Here is a 24313-nt window from a genome sequence, read left to right on the forward strand (position 1 = left end):
GACTCGTCAACGTACGGGCTTCTCACGGGATTTGAGAGCGATCTGCCAGCGGTAGAAGCTCATCGCCAGCGCGAAGTCGAACCCCGCCCGGCCGTCCAGGAAGCCCCGCCGGTAGAGGTACATGTACGCGAACGACACCACCGGCTTGAACGGCGCCTTGTGGAACAACTGCCCCTGCCGCGACTTGACCTGACGCACCTGCTCCTTCACCTCGGGGTGGTGCTCCAGCCACGCCTCCCAGTCCGAGTAGCGGTTGTGCCGCTCGAACCAGGCGGTGACCGGGTCGAGGTCCTGGTGCTCGATCGGGTGCCTCAGCGTCCCCACGCTTGCCGCGACCGGCTGGTAGTGGCCCTCCACCTCCCCGATCCCCGGCGCGTCCAGATCCCCGCCCTCCGGGTAGTGGCAGCGGGTCCGGTCGGTCAACGACCGCTTGCGGATGGTGTATCCGTGGCGCAGCCGCTTCCCCGAGAACCAGTAGCCGAGGGGGATGTCGTACGCGGCGGGCTTCGGCGCCGCCGGGTTCCGGAAGGTCTGCCGCAGTTCGGCCAGCAGCCGCGGGCTGAGCCGCTCGTCCCCGTCGAGCAGCAGAATCCAGTCCAGGTCGGTGCGGACGTTCTCCAGGCACCACTGCTTCTTCCGGGGATGGCCCCCGTCCCAGGTGTACGTGACCACCTCGGCCCCGCACTCCTCGGCGATCTTCACGGTGTCGTCGGTGCTGTGCGAGTCCACCACCACGACCGCCTCGAAGTGGCCGAGCACCGACTTCACCGCCTCGGCGATGTTCAGTCCCTCGTTCTTGGTGGGGATCGCCACCGCTATCGGGAGCTTCGTCTTACCTGCGGTCATCCCTTGGCTCCTTCGAGCAGCCAGGCGTAGCAGCCTGTGGAGGTGAACGTACGGGCGGACTCCGGGATCGTGATCTTGCGGGAGGTGCCGGTGTCGGAGGTGCCCGAGGACAGTTCCCTGCCCCCGGCCCCGGCGATCTGCCAGGAGCAGTTCGTGGTGGGGGAGGCCGAGCGGTAGACGCCCGGACGGAGCTTCTTCCCGGTGTGTGTGCCGTCCGGGTAGCCGACCGCCGCCTCGTCCACCAGGTCCCGGTGCTGGGAGCAGAGCCCGGCGACCGCGTCCGCCGCGCCCGGGATCTCGTCGGTCACGATCGTGCCGATGGCGGTGTCCCGGTCGACCTTGACCAGGTAGCGCAGCTTGTCGCAGGTCTCCTGCCCGGTCTGGAGCACGGCGGCCGGGTCCATGCCCTTGGGCACCCGGTCCTCCAGATACTCCTTCTGCTTCTTGGTGAACGTCCCGGTGGCCGGGGTGAGCTCGTCGGCGGGTGTCTTGGGGCCCTCGGCCGTGGCGGCCGGAGCGGACGGCACGGCGGTTGCCGGCTCCTCGGCCAAGGGCGTGGCGGGTGTGGTGGCGGAGGGGCCGGGGACGGCGGGCCCGGAGGCCACGGGGCGCTCGGCGCCCGCGGCCTCCGGGTCGTTCCCGTCCGCTGACGAGCCGCAGGCCGCCAGCGCCGCCGCCGTCATGACGACGGCGGCACCGGCCAGGAACGGATTCCTCATCAGCCGTTCCTCAGGGCGTAGTGCGCGCTGATCTGGGAAGCGCTCAGCGCGGTCGGATAGATGGCGGTCTCGTCGATCTGGCCGGCGAAGAAGTTGCTGCTGGGCCGGCTGGGCCAGCCCGACAGGTTGTCCCCGCCGACCCGCCAGTAGCCGGGGTAGTCCTCGTTGGCGGTGTACAGGAAGTTCGACGTGCGCCGCTGTCCGTCGACGTACAGCGCCATGCCGCCGGGGCCCTGGGTGGCGACGACGTGGTGCCACTGGCCGTCGTTGTACGTTCCCGGGGTGGTGATGGTCCGGGTGCCGCCCCTGTACACGCCGAACGTGAGCCGCCCGTCGTTGCGCATGTAGACGTGCTTGTCGTGACGGGTGCTGTTCTGCTGGGTCAGATTGCCGAAGCCGATGATCTTTCCACCCCGGTTGGTGGTGGTCTTGATCCAGGTCTCGATGGTGAACCGGGTCGGCTGCGGGTGCTGCCGGTTGCTGTACAGGTACTCGTCGGTGCCGTTGAGCCCGATCGCTGTCGAGGGCCCGGCCACTGCGGCCGGGGTCTGCCGGTAGGCGGGGGCGTTGCGCATGAACCCGTTGTTCAGGTTGCGGCTGCTGTCGTGCGCGAAGGTGGAGATGCCCTCGTCGTAGCGCCAGTAGAGGCTCGCCCCGTCCGCCCGGACCCGGTCGGCATAGGCCTCCGTGGTGCTCGCCACGGTGGCGGAGTGGGGCGGGGACTTGGCGCTGGTGTTGATGCCGTCGCTGGCGGTGATCCGGTACGAGTGGGTCTCGCCCGGGGCGACGTCGGTGTCCGTCCAGGTCAGCTGCGGCCGGTCCCAGAAGACGGAGTAGCCGGTCGTGGTGTGGACCGGGGTGTCGGAGCCGTTCTTGTAGATCCGGTAGGTCAGCTCACCGTCGTCGGTGTCGAAGCTGGTCTGCCAGTTCACGTCGATCTGCCCCGGAGTCAGCGTCGACAGGCTGACGTTGGGCACCCAGGGCGCCCCGGTGTCCGGTCCGTCCGCGAACCGGGTCAGGCCCTGCTGGGGCTTTCGGTTGACCGTGGTGAACTCGCCGCCCACCCACAGGTAGTGGCGGTCGCCGCTGCTCGTCTGCGCCATCACGCGGGGGCCGACCGGCTCCCCGATGCCGTCGTTGGTGTCCGGGAACCACGGCAGCAGCTTCGGGTCGTCGACCGACTGGGCCAGCAGGTGCTTGCGCGGCTGGTCGGGGAACGCGCCCATGCTGGCGCAGTCGTGGGCGTGGCTGCCGCTGTAGAGCACCCCGGAGTGCACCAGCACCGACTGGGTCGCGCCGAGGCAGGTGTCCCGCCAGCGCTGCTGGAAGTCGCTCAGGTTCAGGGCGATGCGGCCGTCGAACACCCCTCCGCCGCTGCCCTCGTTGGCGGTGTAGAAGCCGGTGGCGTCGGTGGTGATGTCCTGGACGGTGGACCGGTCGTGGATGAACCCCGGGTAGGACTTGGTGAGTTGCCCGGTGGTGGCGTCCACCACGGCCAGGGCGTGCGTGCTGGTGCCGTTGATCCGGAAGAAGTCCCCGCCGAGCAGCACGTTCTGCCCGTCCGGGGTCACCTCGATGGCCCGGGCCACCTCGTCCGCGTTCGCCGTGAAGGGCAGCAGTGAGGCCCCGGCCGTGGTCACTGCGGCGAACTTGTTCCTGGTCTGACCGCCGACGCTGTTGAAGTCGCCGCCGAGATAGACCGTGTCGCCGGTGGCGGCGAGCGCTCGCACGGTCGCCGTCACGGCGATCTTGAAGTCGTCGCGGACGGTGCAGGTCTCGGTGTCGATCGCCGCGATGTTACTCACCCCGACCCCGTTCACCGCCCCGAACTGACCGCCCGCGTAGAGGGTTTCGCCGTCCGGGGACAGGGCCAGGGACCGGACGGTAGCGGTCCCGGAGGAGACCGTGAACGACAGCGAGCAGTCGGTGGGGGCCCCGGTCGCCGCATCGAACGCCGCGAAGTTCACCGCGGGCTCTTCGCCGGTGCCGGGCGCGGCCGTGGGGGGTCGCAGGGTGGAGAAGGTGCCGCCCGCGTACACGACGCCGTCGCCGGCGGCCATCGCCCAGACGATGCCGTTGGTCTGCCAGGTGGTGAGGTCGTCCGCGGTGATCGCGACCGGTGGTGTCAGTGCCGCCGCCGGGGATGCCCCGACCGCGGTCGCGGACAGGGCTCCGGCCAGCAGGCCGAGAGCGGCGGTGGCGGCCCGCACACGGCCGCGCCCCCCGGTTCTCTGCCCCGTACTTCCGTTCATCATTCAGCTCCGAAGGTGAGAACGAGCTGCGGCCGGGAGGCCGCGGATCCTGCCTCGCTCGACCAGATGCGCAGACTGTCCGTCCCGCTGCTGGTCAGGGCGAGTGAGTAGGAGGAGCCCAGGGCCCCGCCCAGTGCCGGCGCGGTGAGCTCCACCGCGTAGTCGGTGGAGACGGCGGTTGCGCCGGTGATGGTCCCCAGCGCGGTCGCGGCGAGCGCCGGCCGGGAGTTGTAGGTGACCGCCGACTCGGTCCAGGCGCCGGTGACCGGCACCACGCTGTGGCTGTCGGTGGAGCCCGCCGTCGGGTCCGAGGACGTACGGAACTGGAGGCGGGCCGCTTTGAGGACCTGCTCGGCCGGGGCGTCGGGCAGGGTGAAGCGCAGATAGCTCAGATAGGCCGTCGTCCCCCGCGAGGCCAACTGCTGGTGGTCGTAGTTGGTGTTGGCCGCCACGCTGTTGATGTAGGCGTCCTCGTCGGGCAGGACGCTCACCGTGGTGTCGACGGGCGGGGCGGGGGCTTGGGCCAGCTCGTGGTGGGCGGCCACCTGGGCCGGGGTCAGCGCCGAGCGGTAGATCGCCGTCTCGTCGACCTGACCGGCGAAGTAGGTGCTGGAAGGGCGGTTCGGCCAGGCGTTGCTCATCGCGTCCCCGCCGACCCGCCAGTACCCGTTGTACGAGCGGTTGCCCGCGGTCGTGTTGGAGGCGACCCGCACCCCGTCGACGTACAGCGTCATCCCGCCGGGTCCCTGGGTGGCGACGGCGTGGTGCCACTGGCCGTCGTGGTAACTGGCCGAACTGGTGAGGGTGGGGCGGCTGTTGGTGCTGCCCACCTGGACGCCGAAGGCTAGCCGGCCGTTGTCCGTGAGGTAGAGAAGCTTGTCGGAGATCGAGCTCGTCCGGCCTTGTGCCGTACCGATGTTGTTGCCGAAGCCGACGAGCCGCCCGCCGCTCGTCGACGTCGTACGGAACCACGTCTCGATGGAGTACGGGGTGGGGGAGGTGTAGTGGTGCAGCCGGTCGCTGTACACGTACTCGTCGCTGCCGTTCAGCGCGAGCGCCGCCGAGCCCGCGACGGCCGAGGGAGTACTGCGGTAGGTCGGGGCGTTCACGTACACGCCGCCGTTGTCGCTGTCCGAGGCGTCCGCGGCGAATGCTCCGCCGGGCTCGTCGTAGCGCCAGTACAGATCGGCACCGTCGGCCAGCACCCGTTCCTGGTACGGGGAGGCCCAGGAGGCGGCGGTCACGGAGGCGGCGGGGGAGAGTGCGCTGGTGTTGCCCGCGCCGTCGGTCGCCGTGATCCGGTAGGAGTACGTCTGTCCGGCCGCCACGCTCCGGTCGGTGAAGCTGAGCTGGGGACGGCTGAAGAAGAGCGACGAGCCGGTCGTGGTGTGCACCGGGGACGAGCCCCCGTTGCGGTACACCCGGTACGTCAGCAGGCTGTCGTCCAGGTCCAGCGAGGTCCGCCAGCTCACCCGCACCTCACCGGCCCGGGGCGCGGACACACTGGCCGCGGGCACGCTCGGAGCACCGGTGTCCGGGGTGTTCGCGAACCGGGTGAGCGCCTGCTGCGGACCCCCGTTGACCGTGGTGAACTCCCCGCCCACCCAGAGGAAGTCGCGGCCGTCGCGCGAGGCGATCGTCAGCGCGCGCGGCCCGACCGGCTCCCCGATCCCGTCGTTCGTGTCCGGCAGCCAGCCCAGCAGCGCCGGGTCGTCGACGCTCTGCGCGGTGAGGTGCTTGCGAGTCTGGTTGGGGAAGCCGCCCATCGTCGAGCAGTCGTGGACGTGGCTGGCGGCGTAGAGCACCGACTTGTAGACCCGCAGTGCCTGGGTCGCCCCCTGGCAGGTGTCCCGCCAGCGCTGGTCGAAGCCGTCCAGCTCCATCGCGAGGCGGCCGTCGAAGGAGCGGCCGCCGCGGCCCTCACCGGCGGCGTACCAGCCGCCCGATGCGGAGTCCGTGACGATGTCCTTGATGACGGCGGTGGAGGGGATGAAGCCGTCGGGATACGCGCGGGTGAGCGCTCCGGTGGTGGCGCTGGTCACCGCGATCGCATGGGAGTCGGCGCCGCCCACGGTGAAGAAGTCGCCGCCGAGCAGCACCGAGGCCCCGTCCGGCGTCACCTTCAGCGTCCGGCCCGGGTCGTCCGCGTCCGGATTCCACCCGGTCACCGCACCCGCCGGGGTCACCGCGCCGAAGAACCGCCGCGTCTGCCCGTTGACGGACTGGAAGTCCCCGCCCGCGTAGACCGTGCCGTCGGCCGCGACGTCCAGCGCGCGGACCGTCGCCGAGAAGTTCGGCGAGAACCCGGCCCGTCGGGTGCAGGTGGCGGTGTCGACGGCGACCAGGCCGTTGGCGCCCGACCCGTTGACCGCGTTGAAGTAACCACCCACGTACAGCGTCGACTTGTCCGGGGAGACGGCGAGCGCCCGTACGGTCGCGGTGCCGCTGGTCCGGGTGAAGGAGAGCGCGCAGCCGGTCGGTGCCCCGGTCGCCGCGTCGAACGCCGCGAAGTTGACGGCGGGTGCGGAGCCGCCGCCCGACGGGGTTCCCGCCGGGCGGACGGAGGAGAACGTGCCGCCGGCGTAGACGACCCCGTGCGCCTCCGCCAGCGACCACACGATGCCGTTGGTCTGGTACGTGGGCAGATGGTCGGCGGTGAAGCCGACCGGTGCGGTCAGGGCGGCCGCCGGGGGAGCGGCGGCCACCGGGGCGAGCACCCCGGCGGCCAGCGCGAGGGCGACGACGGGCGCCGTGCGCCCGCGACCGCCCGGCGCCTTCATCTGTCCACCCGAACGGCGGCCCCGGTCAGCTGGTCGTCCAGCCGGCGGATGTCCGCGTCGACCATGATCCGGGCCAGCTCACGCGACTTCACCTCGGGCTTCCAGCCCAGCAGCTCCTCGGCCTTGGACGCGTCGCCGATCAACGCGTCGACCTCGCTGGGCCGTTCGTACTTCGGGTCGTAGCGGACGTGCTCGCGCCAGTCCAGGCCGGCGTGCTCGAAGGCGAACTCCAGGAACTGCCGGACGCTGACCCCCTCGCCGGTGGCGACCACGTAGTCGTCGGGGGTGTCGCACTGGAGCATCCGCCACATGGCGTCCACGTACTCCGGGGCGTACCCCCAGTCCCGGACCGCGTCCAGGTTGCCCAGGTGCAGCCGGTCCTGGAGCCCAGCCTTGATCCGGGCGACGCCACGGGTGATCTTGCGGGTCACGAAGGTCTCGCCCCGGCGCGGCGACTCGTGGTTGAACAGAATCCCGTTCACCGCGAACATGCCGTACGCCTCGCGGTAGTTGACCGTCGCCCAGTACGAGTAGACCTTTGCCACGCTGTACGGGCTGCGCGGGTGGAACGCGGTCTTCTCGTTCTGCGGCGGCGGGCTGGCGCCGAACATCTCGGAGGACGAGGCCTGGTAGATCCGGGTCTGGATGCCGCTGGCCCGGACCGCCTCAAGGAGCCGGATGGTACCGAGCCCGGTGACGTCACCGGTGTACAGCGGGGCGTCGAAGGACACCCGCACATGCGACTGCGCGCCCAGGTTGTAGACCTCGTCGGGCTGGATGTCGCGCAACAGGTTCACCAGCGCGACCCCGTCGGACAGGTCGGCGTGGTGCAGGACGAAGGAGCGCTCCGGCTCCTCGGGACCCTGGTAGATGTGGTCGATCCGCTCGGTGTTGAAGCTTGAGGAACGACGTATGAGCCCGTGCACCGTGTAGCCCTTGTCGAGCAGCAGCTCGGCCAGATACGAGCCGTCCTGCCCGGTCACTCCGGTGATGAGCGCGGTCTTCGCCACGATTCCCCCTTCTCTGCGATCGCCTGAGCGGCGAACGGTTCACCGACATATCGGAATTGGGACGTTCTGCGGCAAAGCATCACCGCCGTCCCCTTCTGCTGGCACAATCCGAGCCATGACGACCGAACTCCCCGTCCCACCGCAGGAATCCGCCCGCCCCCTACTGCGCCCCGGCTCCCGCATATTCGTCGCGGGACACCGCGGCCTGGTCGGCTCGGCGGTGGCCCGCCGCCTGGCCGAGGACGGCCACGAGGTGCTCACCCGTGGCCGGGGCCACCTCGATCTGCGCGATGCCGCGCGGACCGAGACGTATCTGAAGGAGGTCCGCCCGGACGCCGTGGTGCTGGCCGCCGCCAAGGTCGGCGGGATCATGGCCAACAGCACCTATCCGGTGCAGTTCCTGGAGGACAACCTGCGCATCCAGCTCAGCGTGATCGCCGGTGCGCACGCGGCCGGGACGAAGCGGCTGCTCTTCCTCGGCTCGTCGTGCATCTATCCCCGGCTCGCCCCCCAGCCGATCCGCGAGGAGTCGCTGCTCACCGGCGAGCTGGAGCCCACCAACGAGGCGTACGCCCTCGCCAAGATCGCCGGGATCGTCCAGGTCCAGTCCTATCGGCGGCAGTACGGCGCCTCCTACATCAGCGCCATGCCCACCAATCTCTACGGGCCCGGCGACAACTTCGACCTGGAGACCTCGCACGTCCTGCCCGCGCTGATCCGCCGCTTCCACGAGGCGCAGCGGGACGGGGCGAGCGAGGTGACCCTGTGGGGCTCCGGCTCCCCGCGCCGCGAGTTCCTCCATGTCGACGACCTCGCCGCCGCCTGCGTACGCCTCCTGGAGGCCTACGACGGCGACGAACCCGTCAACATCGGCTGCGGCGAAGACCTCACCATCCGTGAACTCGCCGAGACCGTCGCCGAGGTGACGGACTACCGGGGGAAGATCGGCTGGGACATCTCGAAGCCCGACGGGACGCCCCGCAAGCTGCTCGACGTGACCCGTCTGACCTCCCTCGGCTTCACGCCGCGGATTCCGCTGCGTGACGGCATCGCCCGTACCTACGCCTGGTGGCTCGGGCAACTCCCGCCCACTATCTGACCGTTCACCGCCGCGGGCGCGGCGGTGAACCGGGGCTCCTCGCATCCGCACACCGTCCTCAGTAGGCCCCGCGGCCGTCGGTGACGGCGCGCACCGTACGGGCGAGGAGCCCCATGTCCGTGGCCACCGACCAGTTGTCCACGTACCAGAGGTCCAGCGAGACGGTCTCCTGCCAGGACAGGTCCGAGCGCCCGCTCACCTGCCACAGCCCGGTGAGCCCCGGTTTCACGGCCAGCCGGCGGCACTCCCGCTCGTCGTAGCGCGAGGCCTCCTCGGGCAGCGGCGGGCGCGGGCCCACCAGTGACATATGACCCATCAACACATTGACCAACTGCGGTAGTTCATCGACCGACGTCCGGCGCAGCGCCCGGCCGATCCGGGTCACCCGAGGGTCGCTGCGCATCTTGAAGAGCGGGCCGTCGACCTCGTTGGCCGCGGCGAGCCGGGCCTTGCGGTGCTCCGCGTCCGCCACCATCGTCCGGAACTTCCACATGGTGAACGGCCGGTTGTGCTGCCCCTGCCGGACCTGCCGGTGGAAGACCGGACCCCGCGAGGACAGCCGTACGCTCAGAGCCACGGCCAGTAACAGCGGAGCCAGGAACGCGAGCCCGAACAGTGCCCCCGTGCGGTCCAGCACGGCCTTGGCCACCACCTGCGGACCACCGCGCAACGGCGGTGCCACGTGCAGCAGGGTGAGACCGGCCAGGGTGTCGGGACGCACCCGCTCCGGCGCGACCCCGGAGAGCTCGGAGAGCACGCACAGGGCGACGCCCCCGTCGTGGAGCCCCCAGCCGAGCCGCCGCAGCCGGTCACCGGTCAGCTGGGGCCCAGGAGCCACCAGCACCAGGTCAGCGGCGTGCGCGTAGGCCCCGCCGAGCACCGTCATCACGTCGTCGTCGGCCGGGCGGGACGCGAGATGCCCCGGTACGTGCACACCGTCGTGCCGCGGCGCGTCCGCGCCCACCGGAATCGCCGCGACCAGTTGATAGTCGTGGTCCGTACGGGAGTTGAGCAGCTCTGCCGCCCGGTCCAGGCCCGACGCCTCGCCGACCAGCAGCACCCTGCGGACCCTTCGGCCGCGCCGTGCGGAGCGCGGCCAGTGCCGCAGTCCCGCCGCCGCGGTGGCGACGAGCAGCCCCGGCGCGACGGCCACGACGGCCGTCGCCGGGTCCACCGGGCTGCCCGCCGCCGTGTGCAGCACGGCCAGCACCCCGATGAGCAGCAGCCAGTCGCCGATCGTGCCCAGGGCACCTCCCGGAGTGGTCCGCGGCGGTTCGGCGTACCGTCCGCGCGCGCCGCGCAGTCCCGCCCACACCAGCCCGGCCACGGCGGCGGCCGCCAGCGGACGGGGCTGGTCGCCCGCCCGCAGCAGCAGCAGCCAGGCCGGCCCGGCCAGCCCCAGCAGATCCGTCAGCGCGGCGAGCGTCGGGCCGCGCCCCGGCCACCGCCGGGCCGGAGCCCGGTCGGCCGGGTCGCGCTGTGCTGTCGGGGCCCTCCACAGCTGTTCCAGGGCCGCCGTGCGGTTCCGGGAGGCGGCGGTGCGGGGACGCGGCGCGCCCCGGAGCCCCACCGGCCCGGATATGTCGGTCTCCGGTATTTCGACATGCCCCATGAACCCCCCAGTCACAGTCGGGCACCCCCACAAACGGGACGCATCCGTCGATCCCATGGACTGACGGATGCGGCCTCGCCCGGTGCACGATATCCACACACGTGCCATTTCGCTGGAGTTCTCGTGAAGTTCAGACGGCTCGGTTTCCAGGCCTCCGATTCACCGTGACCATCCGATGTCGCTTGACGCATACGGATGTTGAGGGGGCGACAGATGGGCAAGCGCTTGTGCCGTACGACCGGGAACGCGCGAACCCCCTGGCGGGAGGCGTGCCCGGGCAGGGGGTTCGGTGTCGCCGCGGCGTACCGGGCGGGGAGGAGGAACAGCTGCGAGATCAGAACGCGCCGGTCGTGCGCCTCCTTGTGCGCCGGTGGACCAACAGACCTGCCCCAACGAGGCCGACTGCTGCGAGAGTTGCCGACGTCACAGTGAGCCCGGTGGCGGCCAGGCTGCCGCCGCCGGATGCGGCCGCCGTGCCGGTGTCGCCGCCGAGGCCTCCGCCGACCGTGCCACCGGAGCCGGAGCCGGAGCCGGAGCCGGAGCCGGTTCCGGACCCGCCGACATCTCCGCCGCCGGACGGCGTACCACTGCCTCCGCCGGTCGTGCTGCCACCCGACGCACCGTCACCACTCGTACTGTCGGCGCCGTTCGAGGCGTCGCCGGTGGTACCTCTGTCGCCCCCGGACGCGCCTTCGGCGTCGCCGCCGCCGGTGGCCGGCGTGACGGTGAGCGTCGCGGGAGCGGTACGTGTGGTGCCCACGTCGTTGCGGAACTCGGCGCGGTAGCGGTAGCCGTCCTGGGCGGTCCTGGCGGTGAACGCGAGAACCGGCTCGGCAGCGCCCTCGACGTCCTGCCAGGTCTGCGAGCCGTCGGTGCTGACCTGCCAGCGGACCGTGGGCTCCGGCGTGCCCTCCGCGCGCGCGGTGAGGGACACCTCGCCCCCGTCCTGCGCCGACCGGTCGGCGGGTGTCTGGGTCACCAGGGGGGAGACCTGCCGGACCAGCTTGGTGATCTTCCCCTCGGCGGGACTGGTCACGAAGACCGTCGCGCCGCCGGGTGCGACGGCGAGCGAGGCCGCGCCGAGCTGGGAGTGGTTGCCCGGCAGCGACACGTCCTCGGCGGCGGCGGTGTGGTCCGCGGTGTCGTACACGGTCAGCGTGCCGTTGTTGTCGTTGGCCGGGTCGGAGAGGTCCCCGCCGTCCTGCCAGACGACGAAGGCCCGCCCGCTCTCCGCGTCGAAGGCCGCGTCCCGGGCCAGGTCCTTGCCGACGATCGTCTTCACCAGCGTGCCCGAGGCGTCGAAGACCAGCACGGACCGGCCGACCCCGACCCACACCGCACCGCTCGCCGGGTCCGTCTCGGTGAATCCGGCGAAGCCGTTCGCGCCGGGCAGATCGAAGGAGCCGGTCACCGCGAACGACGCGAGGTCGACCCGGTGCAGCTTTCCGGCCGCGAAGTCGCTGTACCACAGCACACCCCGGTCGGTGTCGGCGGCGAACCGGGTGCCGCCCGGCAGGGTGAGGCTCCGGGCGGCCGTGCCGGTCGCCGTCTCGATCTCGGAGAGCTTCGCCCTCTGGGCGACCAGCACCGTACCCGGAGCCGTACCGGGGGCGATGTCCGTGATCGTGGACCCGGCGAGCCAGACGCCCGAGGCGGCGGAGTCGCCGGCCTTGGCGCTCCCGACGCCCCGCAGCGGGTAGTTGTAGACGACGCCGTCGCCCGGCAGGGGTCCGGAGATCCGGGCCGCCGCCGAGGCGCGCAGCCCCCCGGTCGGGCCGGGGGCCTGGCCGATCCAGCTCTCCGCCTTCCCGTCCTCGGGGTTCAGCACGTACAGCCCGCGCTCGTCGGCGTCCGCCGTGTCGGGCAGGTTGTCCGCACCGACGTACAGCTTCCTGGAGTCGGGGTGCAGCAGCAGGTCCAGCGGCTTGCCCGCCGAGGTGAAGTCGGCGGCGGCCCGGTACGAGACGGTGCCCGGCGGCACGTCCACGCCCTCGCCCCCTTCGCCGGGCTCCTGGCCCGCGAAGGTCACGGGTATGCGTACGTCCTGCGTACGATCGCCGCTGGCGCGGTGGTCGGCGCGGGTGACCACGGAGCAGGGCACCTCGGCGCAGTCGAGGCCGTCGCCCGTCGCCGTGATCTCGATCTCCACGTCGAAGGTGCCGCCGGGTCCGAAGGCCCGGGCGAGCTCACCCTCGTAGGGATCGCCCGGGGGCACGATCCACTGCGAGGTCCTGGAGCCGCCGCTCATGTCCGCGCCGCCGAGGCAGGGGGAGGGGGCCCGGTCGTCGCCGTTGTCCTTGCACAGGGCGACGTAGATGCCGGCGGTGAGGCCGTACCCCTCGCCGGTGACCCGGACCTTCTGCCCGGCCGGGTCGAGACCGGTGGTGGCCGAGACGGTGAGCTTCTGCCCCTGCGGGCCGGTGGCGCTCCCGGGGGTGCCGACGTCGGAGCCTACCGCCGCGCCCGCGGGGATCGCCGCCAGCAGCAGGGCGGCGACGGCGGCCGTGCCGGCCGGACGCCGCACCGGTCTGCGGCGGACGTTCGGCGGGGTGCCCGGAGCGGTGCCCGGAGTGGATGTCATGTGATTCCTCGTCACAACGCGGGGAGCCCGGCCCCGGAGCGAACCTCCGGGGCCGGGCGTATGGCCGGGGGTGTTACACGAAGTCGATCGGGGTGTGGACGTCGTACTTGCGGTCGTTGGTGTCGGTGTGGTCGGCGCGGGTCACGATGGCGCACTCGACGGTGTCGCCGCAGACGTTGCCGCCGCCGAGATCGGCCTTGACGTGTATCTGGACGCTGAAGGTGCCGCCCGCGCCGAAGGTCGAGCTGTTGGGCAGGATGCCGCCGCCCAGGTTGGACACCCAGTGCGAGGCGCCGGTGGTGCCGGACTCGTCCTGGCCGCCGAGGCACGGCGAGGGCTTGCTGGAGCCCTGTGTCCCGTCCACCACGCACAGGCTGACGTAGACGCCCTGGCCGGTGTTGTAACCGCTGCCGGAGACGGTGACGTTGGCACCCGAGGCGGCCGCGGTGTCCGGGGCCGTGAGCGACAGGTCGTAGGTCGTGCCCCCGTCGGTGATCGTGCGGGTACCGGTCGCGGCGGCGGCCGGGGAGGCGAGGGTCAGCGCCAGCGCGGCTGCGGCGAAGGCGGCGAGGCCCGCGCGGGCGACGGTACGGGTGGAGGGGACAGCACTCATTCGATGAGCACCTTTCTCAACATTGTTGACCAGAACCACGGACACCCAGTCGACTTAGGTAAGGCATACCTAAGTCGATGTCTGTTGGGATGTCAACAACGTCGGGATGTCAACAACGTCGGGACGTCTCCGGCGTTGGGAGGTCAACAGGGTTGGAAGGTCACCGGAGTTGGGAGGTCGGCAGAGTGGGAAGTCACGGGAGCCGGGGAGGCCGACAGGGTTGGAAGGTCACCGGAGTGGAGAGGTCACCGCAGGGGAAGGGCCTGCTCCGTCCAGATGGTCTTTCCGGTCCGGGTGTACCGCGTGCCCCATCGCTGGACGAGCTGCGCGACGATGAACAGGCCGCGTCCGCCCTCGTCGTCCTCCGCACTGTGCCGCAGGTGCGGCGAGGTGTGACCGGTGTCCGCGACCTCGCACAGCAGGGTGCTGTCACGGATGAGGCGCAGCCGCAGCGGCCCGCCCGCGTACCGGACCGCGTTGGTGACCAGTTCGCTGACGACCAGTTCGGTCGAGAACGACAGCTCCGCCAGGCCCCAGGCCTCCAGCTGCCCGGTGGCCAGTTCGCGGGCCCGGCCCACCGACACCGGCTCCGCCGACAGCTCCCACTCGGCCACCCGCCCCTCGGCGAGTTCGCGGGTACGGACCAGGAGCAGGGCCGTGTCGTCGGCGCTCGTGCCGCCGGGCACCAGCTCGGCGACCGCCCGGTCGCACAGCTCGTCCAGCGTGGCCGAGGGGTCGGCCAGTACCCGGCCCAGCGCGTCGAGGCCCCGGCTGATGTCGTGGTCCCGGGCCTCGACCAGCCCGTCGGTGAACAGCGCCAGGAGGCTGCCCACCGGCAGGTCGATCTCCATCGACTCGAACGGCAGGCCGCCCAGGCCCAGCGGCGGACCGGCGGGCAGGTCCGGGAACGACACCCGGCCCCCGGGTTCCACGATCGCCGGAGGCAGGTGCCCGGCCCGGGCCATGACACAGTGTCGGGAGACCGGGTCGTAGACCGCGTACAGGCAGGTCGCCCCGGTCGTCACGTCGTCGTACGCGTGGGAAGCCGCCCCGCCGCCGTCGCCGGTGGCGTCCGTGGCCGTCCCGTACGCGTCGTACTGCTCCTCGGCGGGCTGCCCCACGAGGTCGTCCAGCCGGGTCAGCAGCTCGTCGGGGGCCATGTCCAGCTGGGCGAAGGCCCGTACGGAGGTGCGCAGTCGGCCCATGGTGGCGGCGGCCTGGAGGCCGTGCCCGACCACGTCGCCGACCACCAGACCGACCCGGGTCCCGGACAGCGGGATCACGTCGAACCAGTCCCCGCCGACCCCGGTCACATCGTCGGCGGGCAGATAGCGGTAGGCGGTCTCCACAGCGGACCGCGGCGGCAGATGGTGGGGGAGCAGCTGCCGCTGGAGGGCGAGCGAGGCGGTGCGCTCGCGGGTGTAGCGGCGGGCGTTGTCGATGCAGACGGCCGTCCGGGCCGCCAGCTCGTCGGCCAGCGCGACCTCGCCGCCGTCGAAGGTGGTCACCGGGGCGGGCGCGCGGCCCGGGGCGTCGGTGTGCACGGTCCGGTCGAAGGTGACGAGCCCCAGGATGCCGCCGCCGGCCCGGAGCGGGACGACCAGGGTGCTCTCGTCGAGGACGAGCCCGCCGGAGGACAGGCTGCGGTTCTGGGGCGATCCGGGCGGATAGGCGACGGGCGGGTACCGGCGCCGGGGGTCGGCGGGGTCCGTGACGTCCGCGCTCCCGTTCGCCGTGGCCGAACGGCCCGGGTCCGGGGCCGCCGGGCCCGTGGCCGACCGCTCGGCGACCCGCAGCAGGGTCATGTCCGCCGTGCTCCCGGCGGCCGCCGTCTCGCCGGTCACCGCGGCGCTCGTCACGTCGACCCGTACCGCCCGGGCGAAGTCCGGCACCGCGACCTCCGCGACCTCCTCGGCGGTGGTCACCACGTCCAGGACGGTGCCGATACTGCGTCCGGCCTCGACGAGGAGGGTCAGCCGCTCCTGCGCCCGGTAGCGGTCGGAGATGTCGAACGCGTCCTCGCACACACCGAAGACATGCCCGTGGGCGTCCTCCAGCCGGTAGTAGGAGCAGGACCACAGATGGTCCCTGCCCGGGTCGCTGGGCGGCTGCCCCCGGAAGTGCAGATCGAGGATCGGCTCTCCGGTGGCCAGGACGTGGTGCATGACGGCGTCGAGGGTCTGCGGGTAGCCCTGGGTCACGAAGGAGCCCCCGGAGTACAGTTCGTCGGCCCGTTTGCCCCGGTAGGTGTCGAGCGGCTGCCCGATCTCCCGCTCGTACGCGGTGTTGCTCCAGGTCAGCCGTAGATCGGTGTCGTAGATGGCCAGGCCCACGGGCGACTGCGTGGCCAGCCCCTGGAGCAGGGCCAGCCGCGATTCCCAGTGCCGCAGCTCCCCGACCTCCGCGGCCACCAGGACCCGGTCCGGGGTGCCGGGGCCGCCGGGGGCGCCCGGCAGGGGGCAGGTCGCGGTGGCCACCAGCAGCTCACGGCCGTCCCGGGTGCGCGCCACATGGAAGTCGTTCCCCGCGAGGGGCGGTGGGCCCGGTACGTCGGGCACCGGGGGCCCCTCGACCGGCCGCGCCGACAGGAAGGCGCTGAGCGGCCGCCCCAGGGCGTCGGACGGCCGGTGCCCGAGCAGCTCGACCGCCGCGGGGCTCCAGCCGATGACGGTGTCTTCGGCGTCCAGAACCACCGTGGCCGCCCTGGTGATGTCCAGGGGGCCACGGAAATCGGCGCTCTCCGCCGTGTTCGCTGCGCTCACCGCACCACACCGGCCTGGTTCATTACCTTCAGAATCCGCCCTGCCCGGGACCGGCACAACCGCGCCCGGCGGGAGGACGCCCTACGATTCGAGTACGTGTGCGAATCTGTGCCCGGTGTGCCGCTCACCCCTTCCCGGCGGCGTCGGCCTTGATCAGGTCGGCGCACTTCTCGCCGATCATCATCGTGGTGATGCACGGATTGACCGTCGAGAGGACCGGCATGACGGACGCGTCGGCCACCCGCAGCCCCGTGACCCCCTTGACCCGCAGCCGAGGGTCGAGGGGTGACTCCCGGTCGTCCGCCGGGCCCATCCGTACGGTCCCGGCCGGGTGGTAGACGGTGTTGTGGGTCTCACGGATGTAGTCGAGCAGCTCGGCGTCCGTGGCCGCACCCGGGCCCGGGGCCAGCTCGGCGCCCGCCCAGTCCGCCATCGGCGGCTGCCCGACGATCTCCCGCGCCAGCCGCAGCCCGTAGGTCATGACCCGTACGTCGTGCTCGTCGGTGAAGTAGCGGGGATCGACCCGGGGCTTGTCGCGGAAGTCCCGGCTCCGCAGCCGGACCGTGCCCCTGGACCGGGCGCGGGTGACGTTGGGGGTCAGACAGAACGCGTTGTCCGAGGTCGGGTAGCCGCGCCGGTAGGTGTTCATGTCGAAGGGCACCGAGCCGTAGTGGAACATCAGGTCCGGCCGGTCCAGCCCCTCCTCGGTATCCGCGAAGATGCCGATCTCCCACCACTGGGTCGAGGTGGTGGCCATGGGGCGCTTCGCCTCCCACATGATCACGCCCTCCGGGTGGTCCTGGAGGTGTGAGCCGACACCGGGGGAGTCCACCCGCACGTCCACCCCGGTGTCCCGCAGATGCCCGGCCGGGCCGATGCCGGACAGCATCAGCAGCTTCGGGGAGTCGATCGCGCCGCAGGCGACGACCACCTCGCGCCGGGCGTGCACCGCCCCGCTGTGCACGGTGTCGGGCTCCAGGTACTCCACGCCGGCGCACCGGTCGCCCTCGAACAGCAGCCGCTTCGCCTGGAGCCCCGTGCGTACGTCCAGGTTGGGCCGCTTCCCCAGCACCGGATGCAGATACGAGACCGAGGCGGAGGAGCGGGTGCCGTCCTCCCGGGCGTTGATCTGGAACCAGTGCGCACCCCGGATCACCGTGCTGCCCGTGTTGAAGGGGACGGTGGGGATGCCCGCCGCCGCACAGGCCTCCAGCAGGGCCGCCCCGCACGGGTCGCGGGGCGGCACGGTGCGGATGGTGACGGGGCCGGAGCGCCCGTGGTGGTCGCCGGGCGCGTCGTTCGTCTCCAGCCGTTGGTAGAGGGGGAAGCAGTCCGCCGCGCTCCACCCCGTACAGCCCAGCGCGCCCCACTCGTCGAGGTCCTCGGCCGGGGCCCAGAAGGCGATGCACGAGTTGTGCGAGGAACAGCCGCCGAGCACCTTGGCACGGGCGTGCCGCATGAAGCTGTTGCCGTTCTCCTGCGGCTCGACCGGGTAGTCCCAGTCGTAACCCGACTCCAGCAGCGCCATCCACCGCTCCAGCCGCAGGACGCTGTCGTCCCCGACGTCGGATGGCCCCGCCTCCAGGACGCAGACGGTGACGGCGGGGTCCTCGGTGAGCCGGGCCGCGACGACGGCTCCGGCCGTACCGCCGCCGACCACGACGTAGTCGTACGTGGGCACAGACTTCTCTTCGGGCATCGCGTCTCCAGGATTCAGAGGGTCGGCGGGGGAGCGGCGGGCGGCTCCGCCTCGAAGCGGTGCTCGGCGAGCACCCGTGCGGTGCCGCTGGGCGGACCAGCGGTGGGCGAAGCCGCCGAACGCGACGACCCCGTTGAACAGAAACACCGCACCGCGGCTATCCGTACCGCGGACCCGGCGCGCTTCGGACCTCGGCGCGCGGCCAGGCCCGGTTGAGGGACATCGCCGTGCCCCACAGCACCGCGAGCCGGTCCACCGGCGGCCCCCACCGCCCCGGCGGGAACGCGGGCGGACCGCCGTCCCGCGCCATGGCGGACACCGGCCGGATTCCGGCGGCCCGCACAGCCAGGACGCAGCCCGGTGACCTCGGTGCCGTTCACTCGAACCATCGCTGGGGAACCGCCGCGACATTGCGCCAGATGTGCTTGGCCTCCTGGTACTCGGCGAGCCCGGCGGGCCCCAGTTCCCGGCCGAAACCGGACTGCTTCATGCCGCCCCACTCCGCCTGCGGTACGTAGGGGTGGAAGTCGTTGATCCACACGGTGCCCGCCCGCAGCCGGGACGCCACCCGGTGGGCGCGCTCGCCGTCCCGCGTCCAAACAGCCCCCGCCAGCCCGTACACGGTGTCGTTGGCCAGCCGCAGAGCCTCGTCCTCGTCCCGGAACCGCTCCACGGTGAGCACCGGCCCGAACGACTCGTCCCGCACCACGGACATCCCGGCCGTGCACTCGTCCAGCACGGTCGGCGGGTAGTAGAAGCCGTTCGCCAACGCCGGATCGTCGGGCCGCGCACCCCCGCAGCGCAGCACCGCGCCCTCGGCCACACCTTCCGCCACATACGCCTCGACCTTGTCGCGGTGCTCGGCGGAGATCAGCGGACCGCTGCGGGCCTCTTCGTCGAAGGGCCCGCCGAGCCTGATCCGCCCGGCCCGCGCCACCAGCTCGTCCACGAACCGGTCGTGCAGCTCGTCCTGCACCAGGAGCCGGGCCCCGGCGGAACAGACCTGGCCGGAGTGCAGGAACACCGCCATCAGCGCGTAGTCGACGGCGGTGTCGAAGTCGGCGTCGGCGAAGACGATGTTGGGGTTCTTGCCGCCCAGCTCCAGGGCCACCTTCTTCACGGTGGGCGCGGCGGCCGCCATGATGCTCCGCCCGGTCGCGAGCCCCCCGGTGAACGACACCATGTCCACCCGGGGGTCCTCGGTGAGCGGCGCGCCCACCACGCCCCCCGCCCCGAGCAACAGATTCGCGACCCCGTCCGGCAGCCCGGCCTCGGCCAGCAGCCCCATGAGCAGAACGGCGGTGTGCGGGGTCAGCTCGCTCGGTTTCAGCACGAACGTGTTACCGGCCCCGAGCGCCGGAGCGACCTTCCAGGCGGTCTGGAGCAGCGGATAGTTCCACGGGGTGATGAGCGCGCACACCCCGACGGGTTCGTGCACGATCCGGCTGTCGACGTCCGCGACCCCGGTCTCCACGACCCGGCCCCCGTCCCCGGCCGCGACGAGGTTGCCGAAGTACCGGAAGCAGTTCGCGATGTCGTCCATGTCGTACGCGCTTTCGGCCAGCCGCTTCCCGGTGTCCAGCGACTCGGCCCGCGCGAAGACGTCCTTGTCCCGCTCCAGCAGCTCCGCGACCCGCAGCAGCAGCCGCCCCCGCTCGCCGGCCGGCGTCCCCGGCCAGGGCCCGTCGTCGAACGCCCGCCGGGCCGCGCGAACGGCCGCGTCGGCGTCCCGCGCCCCGCCCTCGTCCACGACGGCCACCAGACTCCCGTCGGCGGGACAGCGGATCTCCCGCGTCCGCCCGTCGAGGGCAGCGGTCCACTGCCCTTCGATGAACAGCTCCGGCATGGGCTCCTCCAAGTGCGGCTGGACCGGTCGCCCGGCCGTACGCCGTCCCTGCGGCATCCCGGTGGCGATCCATGACCGACGGTAAGCGCGGCGGCCCGGGCGCGCAGCACGAGCGCGGCCGAACCGAGGAACCCGCCCCGGCACCCAGCCCCCCCCCCGGGCGGGACTCAGGGCTCCTTCGCGTACGTCACGATCGAGCCGACCGTGACGTACGAGGCGGGGACACCGGTCGGACTACGGAGGTGGCGTCGGCGGTCCGGGGCGTTGTGGCCCCCACCCCTCCGGACCCGGCCTCGCTGCTCAGCAGGCCCTGCGCCAGGTTCCCAGTTCCCACTTCTTCCGCATGGAGGAGAGGCCCAGCCTGCGGGACTCGGGGCAGAAGCGGTCGGTCGGCTCGGTGTACTCGACATGGAAGACAGCCTTGCCCGCCTCGATGAACGGTGTGAGCCTCGCGCACTCGCCGTACTGCGCGCACTGTTCGTTGACCGCGAAGTCGAAGGCGTCCACCAGCTGCGGGATCTGGGAGAGGTCATTCTTCAGGCCCACAGCCAGGCCGCGTTCGTGGGCGATGCGAGCGATCATGCGGTTGTAGCGCAGCTGGTCCTGCGCGGTGAGCGGGAAGCCCGTGTCCTCGGCGTACCCCTCCACGAGGTCGGGCTCCACCGCGTCGAATCCCTTCTTCCGGCACATGTCGAACCGCCGCTCCATGATCGGCCGAAGCAGGGAGATCCGCCGGATGTCGAGCCAGCGCTCACCGTGCCAGCCGTTCGGCCCGCCCAGCACCGAGCGGGGGAACGCGTCCTTGTCGGGCCGGTAGTCCTCCCAGGCGCCCACGTTGATGTAGCAGATCACCTTGCGGCCGGCGCGGTGGAGCCGGGCGACGTCCTCGGCGTCGTTCTCGAAGCCGTCGATGTCATAGACCGGCACGTCGGCAGCCGAGGCGTCGACCTTGCCGTCGAGCTGCCACTGCCAGGCCAGCCCCGGACGAGGCTGCCACCGGCTCTTGCCCGGCCCGCCCGACGCAGTGTCCCGGCTGCCGCCCGTACCGGAACAACCGGACAGCAGGGTGGTCACCGCGACCGTCAGCACAGCCAGCAGGGTGGCCCACGGCCGGGCTCCGGGTTTCACCGCCCCGCTCCGGACAGTACCGGTGTCAGCCGGGCCCACGGGTTGGGCGGCTTCCCGGTCACCGGGCCCGACACCGCGGCGCCACGCTCGTGGGCGGTGCGCACGGCCAGCGGGGCCAGCGCCTCGGGCACGCCGTACACCAGGTGACAGAAGCGGTCGGGCGGACAGCGCGTCGTCCAGTCGGGTCTGCTGAACGCCGACACATAGGTGGACCAGGGACCCTCGAACGTGACGAGGAGATCGGCGATCCTGGCGTAGCCGGGAGCAGGGTGCACGCCCGGGTTGAGGACCACGGGCGACGCGCCCTGCCGACGCAGCGCGCGTACCAGCTTCCGGTAGGCGGACAGCGCGTCCCCGGCGGCGCTCACCCGGTCCAGGAAACAGCCGTCGGTGGCGTACCACTCCCGGTGCCGGGCGGCATCGGCGGTGACATCGACGGCAGGCCGGGTGCCGTAGTCGGTGTCCACATAGCCGAGCACGCGGGCGCCCGCTCCGCGCAGCGCGCCCGCCGCGGAGACGAAGGCGGGATCGGCCGCGCCGCCCGGCCCGTCCGCGGGATTGAGCACGACCGCGTAGGTACGGTCTGCCGCTTCGATGAGCCGGTGCCAGGCGGCTGGGTCCACAGCCGGGTGGACGTACAGCGGGATCAGAAGGCTCACGATGACGGTTCGCCTTCCTCGTGCGGGGCCGGGGGGTGGGCACCGGCGGACCACATTGCGGTCAGGGACTCCCGGAGCACATACGAGGGACGCCAGCCAAGGACTGTCCCGGCGGCAGAGATGTCGGAACACTGCCAGGACACCTGATCCGAACGGGCGGAGCCGGCGCCCTGTTCCTCGATGCGTCCGCCGAAGCCCGCGATCTCCGCGAGGGTACGCACCAGGTCGCGCACCGGTACGGCGTCGCCGCCGCCGATGTTGAGCACGCGCGGCAAGGGCCCAGGCGCGGTCACCGCCTGCTCCACCGCCCGCGCCACGTCTCGTGCGTCGACGAAGTCGCGGTACGCCGACAGGTCCCCGAGGCGGAGCACCGCGTCCGTGTCCGAACCCGCCTCGCGCAGGAGCCGGGTGACCCGGCCGGGCAGTCCGCCGGGTGGCGCCCCGGGCCCCACCGGGTTACCGACCCGGAGGACGAGTGCGTCCAGAGCAGAGGTCGAGACGGTGGCCGTGCCGGCCAGTTTCGTGGCCCCGTAGGCGCTGAGCGGGCGGGTGGCCGCAGACTCCGCCGTCGGGACCCTGCCGGTGCCCGGGCCGTACTCGGCGGCCGAACCGAGGTGGACCAGCCGGGCCGAGGGGCAGGCCAGAACCATTGCCTCGCACAGGACGGCGGGCCCCCGGGCATTGGCCTCCGCCAGCGTCACCGGGTTCCCGCCGGTCGCCCCGGCGCAGTTGACCACGGCGTCCGGCGCCGCCGACGCCAGGGTCTTCGCGAGCCGGTCGGGGGAGTCGGTGGCGAGGTCGATGGGAACGTCGGCGGCGGGGGACCGCCCGCCGGCGAGGACCCGCGCGCCCTTGAGAGCACCGAGCCGCTCGGCGACGTGGGCCCCCAGGTAACCGGTGGAGCCGAGGACGAGAACGCGCATACTGCTCAGGCCCCCTTGAGCAGCAGGGACTTGCGGCTGGTGAACTCAGCGTTGGCCCGGTCGTAGTCGTCGGGACGGCCGATGTCCAGCCAGTAGCCGTCGAAGTCGTAGGCGAGCGGCGGGTTGCCGGAACCCAGCAGGTCCAGCACCAACTCGTCGAAGCCCAGCGGCAGCCCGGCGGTGTACCCGTCGAGCGTGGCCCGGGTCAACCCGTACACCCCCATGGAAACGCGGTAGTCCAGGCTCGGCTTCTCCGTGAAGCCGACGACCTTGCTCGCGTCGGTGGTCAGCACACCGAAGTCGATGCGCACCTGGCGCGCGTACGTGGCAATGGTCAGAGGCGCTCCGGAGCTCTGGTGGCTGTGGAGGACGTCGGCGTAGTCGAGGTCGGTGAGGATGTCCCCGTTCATCACCAGGAAGTGCTCCGGAAGCCGTTCACGCATCGTCAGGAGCGGCCCCATGGTCCCCAGCGGGGATTCCTCGGTGGAGTAGTCGACTCGCAGGCCCCACTGGGAGCCGTCGCCGACGTAGGCCCGGATGATCTCGCCGAGATGGCCGATGGCGATGGTGCAGCCGGTGAAGCCGGCCGAGGCGAGCTGGCGCAGGACGATTTCGAGGATGGCGTGCTGGTCTCCGATGGGCACCAGCGGCTTGGGCAGGGTCGTGGTGTAGGGCCGCAGCCGGACACCCTTGCCACCGGCCATGATCACTGCGTACATGGTCTTCCCTTTGCTCGAAGTGCCGGGTGCGGTCAGATGTTGTAGATGCCGGTCTTGTAGCGGGCGAGGTTGCCCGGCTCGCGGAAGAACTCCACCGTCTGCGCGAGGCCCTCCTCCAGGCTGTGCGCCGGGCTCCAGCCGGTCGCCGCGCGCAGTCGCCCGGCATCCGCGACCAGTCGCATGACCTCGGAGTTCGCGGGCCGCAGCCGCTGCGTGTCCTCGCGGACGTCGAGCGCGGTGTCCATCACCTTGCCGATGAGGGCGACCAGGTCGCCGACGGAGATCTCGCCGCCCGTACCGGCGTTGAAAGTGCGGCCCACGACCCGCTCGGCGGGCGCGGAGCCCACCGCCAGGAACGCCTGCGCGGTGTCCTTGACGAAGGTGAAGTCCCGGGTGGGGCGCAGGTCGCCGAGGGTGATGGTCCGCTCCCCGGCCGCTACCTGGCCGATGACGGTAGGGATCACGGCCCGCATGGACTGCCGCGGCCCGAAGGTGTTGAACGGCCGCAGCGTCACCACCGGGGTGTCGAAGCTGGCGTGATAGCTGTCGGCCAGCCGGTCCCCGCCCGCCTTCGAAGCCGCATAGGGGGACTGGGTGTTGACGGGGTGGTCCTCGGTGATCGGCACGGTCTGCGCGGTGCCGTAGGTCTCGCTTGTAGAGGTGTGCACCAGCCGCGGTGTGCCCGCGGCCCGTACCGCCTCCAGCACGTTCAGTGTGCCGGTGACGTTGGTGTCCACGTAGCTGTGGGGTGCCCGGTAGGAGTAGGGGATGGCGATGAGCGCGGCCAGGTGGTAGACGCTGTCGGCCCCTTCGACGAGATGGCGGACCGAACCCGGGTCCCGGACGTCACCGAGGACGATCTCGACCTGGTCCAGGACGGCGGGGGGGAGGGTTTCGAGCCAGCCGTACGAGGAGAAGGAGTTGTACTGCGCCATGGCCCTCACCCGGTGCCCGGCGGCGACGAGCGCCTCGGTGAGGTGGGAACCGATGAAGCCCTCGGCTCCGGTGACGGCGGCGAGCGATGGGGCGTTCAAGGTGGTTTCCTTCCGGTGGTCGGTGGTCGGT

Annotated in this window: 17 protein-coding genes and 1 pseudogene; 1 reads left to right on the plus strand and 17 read right to left on the minus strand. The window is 71.9% G+C overall.

The genetic code is table 11. From position 1 onward, the window contains the following. Window positions 1-6: 6 nt before the first annotated feature. From RI138_RS26925 to gmd, 5 genes are read right to left on the minus strand one after another with little or no spacing between them, the layout of a single operon-like run. Window positions 7-846, minus strand: coding sequence for a glycosyltransferase family 2 protein (locus RI138_RS26925; protein WP_311121960.1), 840 nt, complete (start codon window positions 844-846; stop codon window positions 7-9). Further along, complete coding sequence (locus RI138_RS26930) at window positions 843-1565, minus strand: hypothetical protein (RefSeq protein WP_311121961.1); 723 nt, start codon at window positions 1563-1565, stop codon at window positions 843-845. The genes RI138_RS26925 and RI138_RS26930 overlap by 4 nt, the downstream gene beginning before the upstream one ends. Then, entirely contained in the window at window positions 1565-3820 is a 2256-nt protein-coding gene (locus tag RI138_RS26935; protein ID WP_311121962.1) for a LamG domain-containing protein, read from the minus strand. Before RI138_RS26935 ends, RI138_RS26930 begins: the two co-directional genes overlap by 1 nt. Continuing rightward, window positions 3817-6597 (minus strand): LamG-like jellyroll fold domain-containing protein, encoded by a 2781-nt coding sequence (locus tag RI138_RS26940; RefSeq protein ID WP_311121963.1) that lies wholly within the window; start codon window positions 6595-6597, stop codon window positions 3817-3819. The genes RI138_RS26935 and RI138_RS26940 overlap by 4 nt, the downstream gene beginning before the upstream one ends. Next, a complete protein-coding gene (gmd, locus tag RI138_RS26945) occupies window positions 6594-7607 on the minus strand; it encodes a GDP-mannose 4,6-dehydratase (RefSeq protein ID WP_096629499.1) in 1014 nt (337 codons plus the stop codon). The genes RI138_RS26940 and gmd overlap by 4 nt, the downstream gene beginning before the upstream one ends. A 115-nt stretch (window positions 7608-7722) precedes the next feature. Between gmd and RI138_RS26950 the strand changes: the two genes are divergently transcribed. Next, window positions 7723-8706 (plus strand): GDP-L-fucose synthase family protein, encoded by a 984-nt coding sequence (locus RI138_RS26950; RefSeq protein WP_311121964.1) that lies wholly within the window; start codon window positions 7723-7725, stop codon window positions 8704-8706. A 58-nt stretch (window positions 8707-8764) separates the two neighbouring features. On the opposite strand, the gene RI138_RS26955 is transcribed toward RI138_RS26950, so the two are convergent. The 12 genes and pseudogenes from RI138_RS26955 to RI138_RS27010 all read right to left on the minus strand — a co-directional run bounded on the left by RI138_RS26955 (window position 8765) and on the right by RI138_RS27010 (window position 24282). Beyond that, on the minus strand, window positions 8765-10318 hold the full coding sequence (locus tag RI138_RS26955) for an exopolysaccharide biosynthesis polyprenyl glycosylphosphotransferase (protein WP_311121965.1): 1554 nt from the start codon (window positions 10316-10318) through the stop codon (window positions 8765-8767). Window positions 10319-10652: 334 nt separating this feature from the next. Then, window positions 10653-12899: a hypothetical protein gene (locus RI138_RS26960; RefSeq protein WP_311121966.1), complete on the minus strand. Its 2247-nt coding sequence runs from the start codon at window positions 12897-12899 to the stop codon at window positions 10653-10655. 73 nt (window positions 12900-12972) lie between these two features. After that, the gene (locus RI138_RS26965) at window positions 12973-13512 is read right to left on the minus strand and encodes a hypothetical protein (RefSeq protein ID WP_311121967.1); all 540 of its coding nucleotides are present in this window, start codon (window positions 13510-13512) and stop codon (window positions 12973-12975) included. Window positions 13513-13757: 245 nt separating this feature from the next. After that, complete coding sequence (locus RI138_RS26970; protein WP_311121968.1) at window positions 13758-16274, minus strand: ATP-binding SpoIIE family protein phosphatase; 2517 nt, start codon at window positions 16272-16274, stop codon at window positions 13758-13760. 124 nt (window positions 16275-16398) lie between these two features. Beyond that, window positions 16399-17973, minus strand: a complete 1575-nt coding sequence (locus RI138_RS26975; protein ID WP_311121969.1) for a GMC family oxidoreductase — start codon at window positions 17971-17973, stop codon at window positions 16399-16401. Between the two features lie 14 nt (window positions 17974-17987). Next, window positions 17988-18259, minus strand: a pseudogene (locus RI138_RS26980) (amino acid permease); the annotation flags it as partial. A 90-nt stretch (window positions 18260-18349) separates the two neighbouring features. Next, window positions 18350-19819: an aldehyde dehydrogenase family protein gene (locus RI138_RS26985; protein ID WP_311121970.1), complete on the minus strand. Its 1470-nt coding sequence runs from the start codon at window positions 19817-19819 to the stop codon at window positions 18350-18352. A 300-nt stretch (window positions 19820-20119) separates the two neighbouring features. Further along, window positions 20120-20947 carry an endo alpha-1,4 polygalactosaminidase gene (locus tag RI138_RS26990; RefSeq protein ID WP_398863810.1) on the minus strand — a complete coding sequence of 276 codons (828 nt, stop codon included), beginning with the start codon at window positions 20945-20947 and terminating at the stop codon, window positions 20120-20122. After that, a complete protein-coding gene (locus RI138_RS26995; RefSeq protein ID WP_311121971.1) occupies window positions 20944-21606 on the minus strand; it encodes a spherulation-specific family 4 protein in 663 nt (220 codons plus the stop codon). The genes RI138_RS26990 and RI138_RS26995 overlap by 4 nt, the downstream gene beginning before the upstream one ends. After that, on the minus strand, window positions 21603-22529 hold the full coding sequence (locus RI138_RS27000) for an NAD-dependent epimerase/dehydratase family protein (RefSeq protein ID WP_311121972.1): 927 nt from the start codon (window positions 22527-22529) through the stop codon (window positions 21603-21605). The genes RI138_RS26995 and RI138_RS27000 overlap by 4 nt, the downstream gene beginning before the upstream one ends. A 5-nt stretch (window positions 22530-22534) precedes the next feature. After that, window positions 22535-23248, minus strand: a complete 714-nt coding sequence (locus RI138_RS27005; RefSeq protein ID WP_096629515.1) for a nucleotidyltransferase family protein — start codon at window positions 23246-23248, stop codon at window positions 22535-22537. 32 nt (window positions 23249-23280) lie between these two features. Next, window positions 23281-24282, minus strand: a complete 1002-nt coding sequence (locus RI138_RS27010) for an SDR family NAD(P)-dependent oxidoreductase (RefSeq protein WP_311121973.1) — start codon at window positions 24280-24282, stop codon at window positions 23281-23283. Window positions 24283-24313: the final 31 nt, after the last annotated feature.

The sequence above is a fragment of the Streptomyces durocortorensis genome, from assembly GCF_031760065.1.
GTDB lineage: Bacteria > Actinomycetota > Actinomycetes > Streptomycetales > Streptomycetaceae > Streptomyces.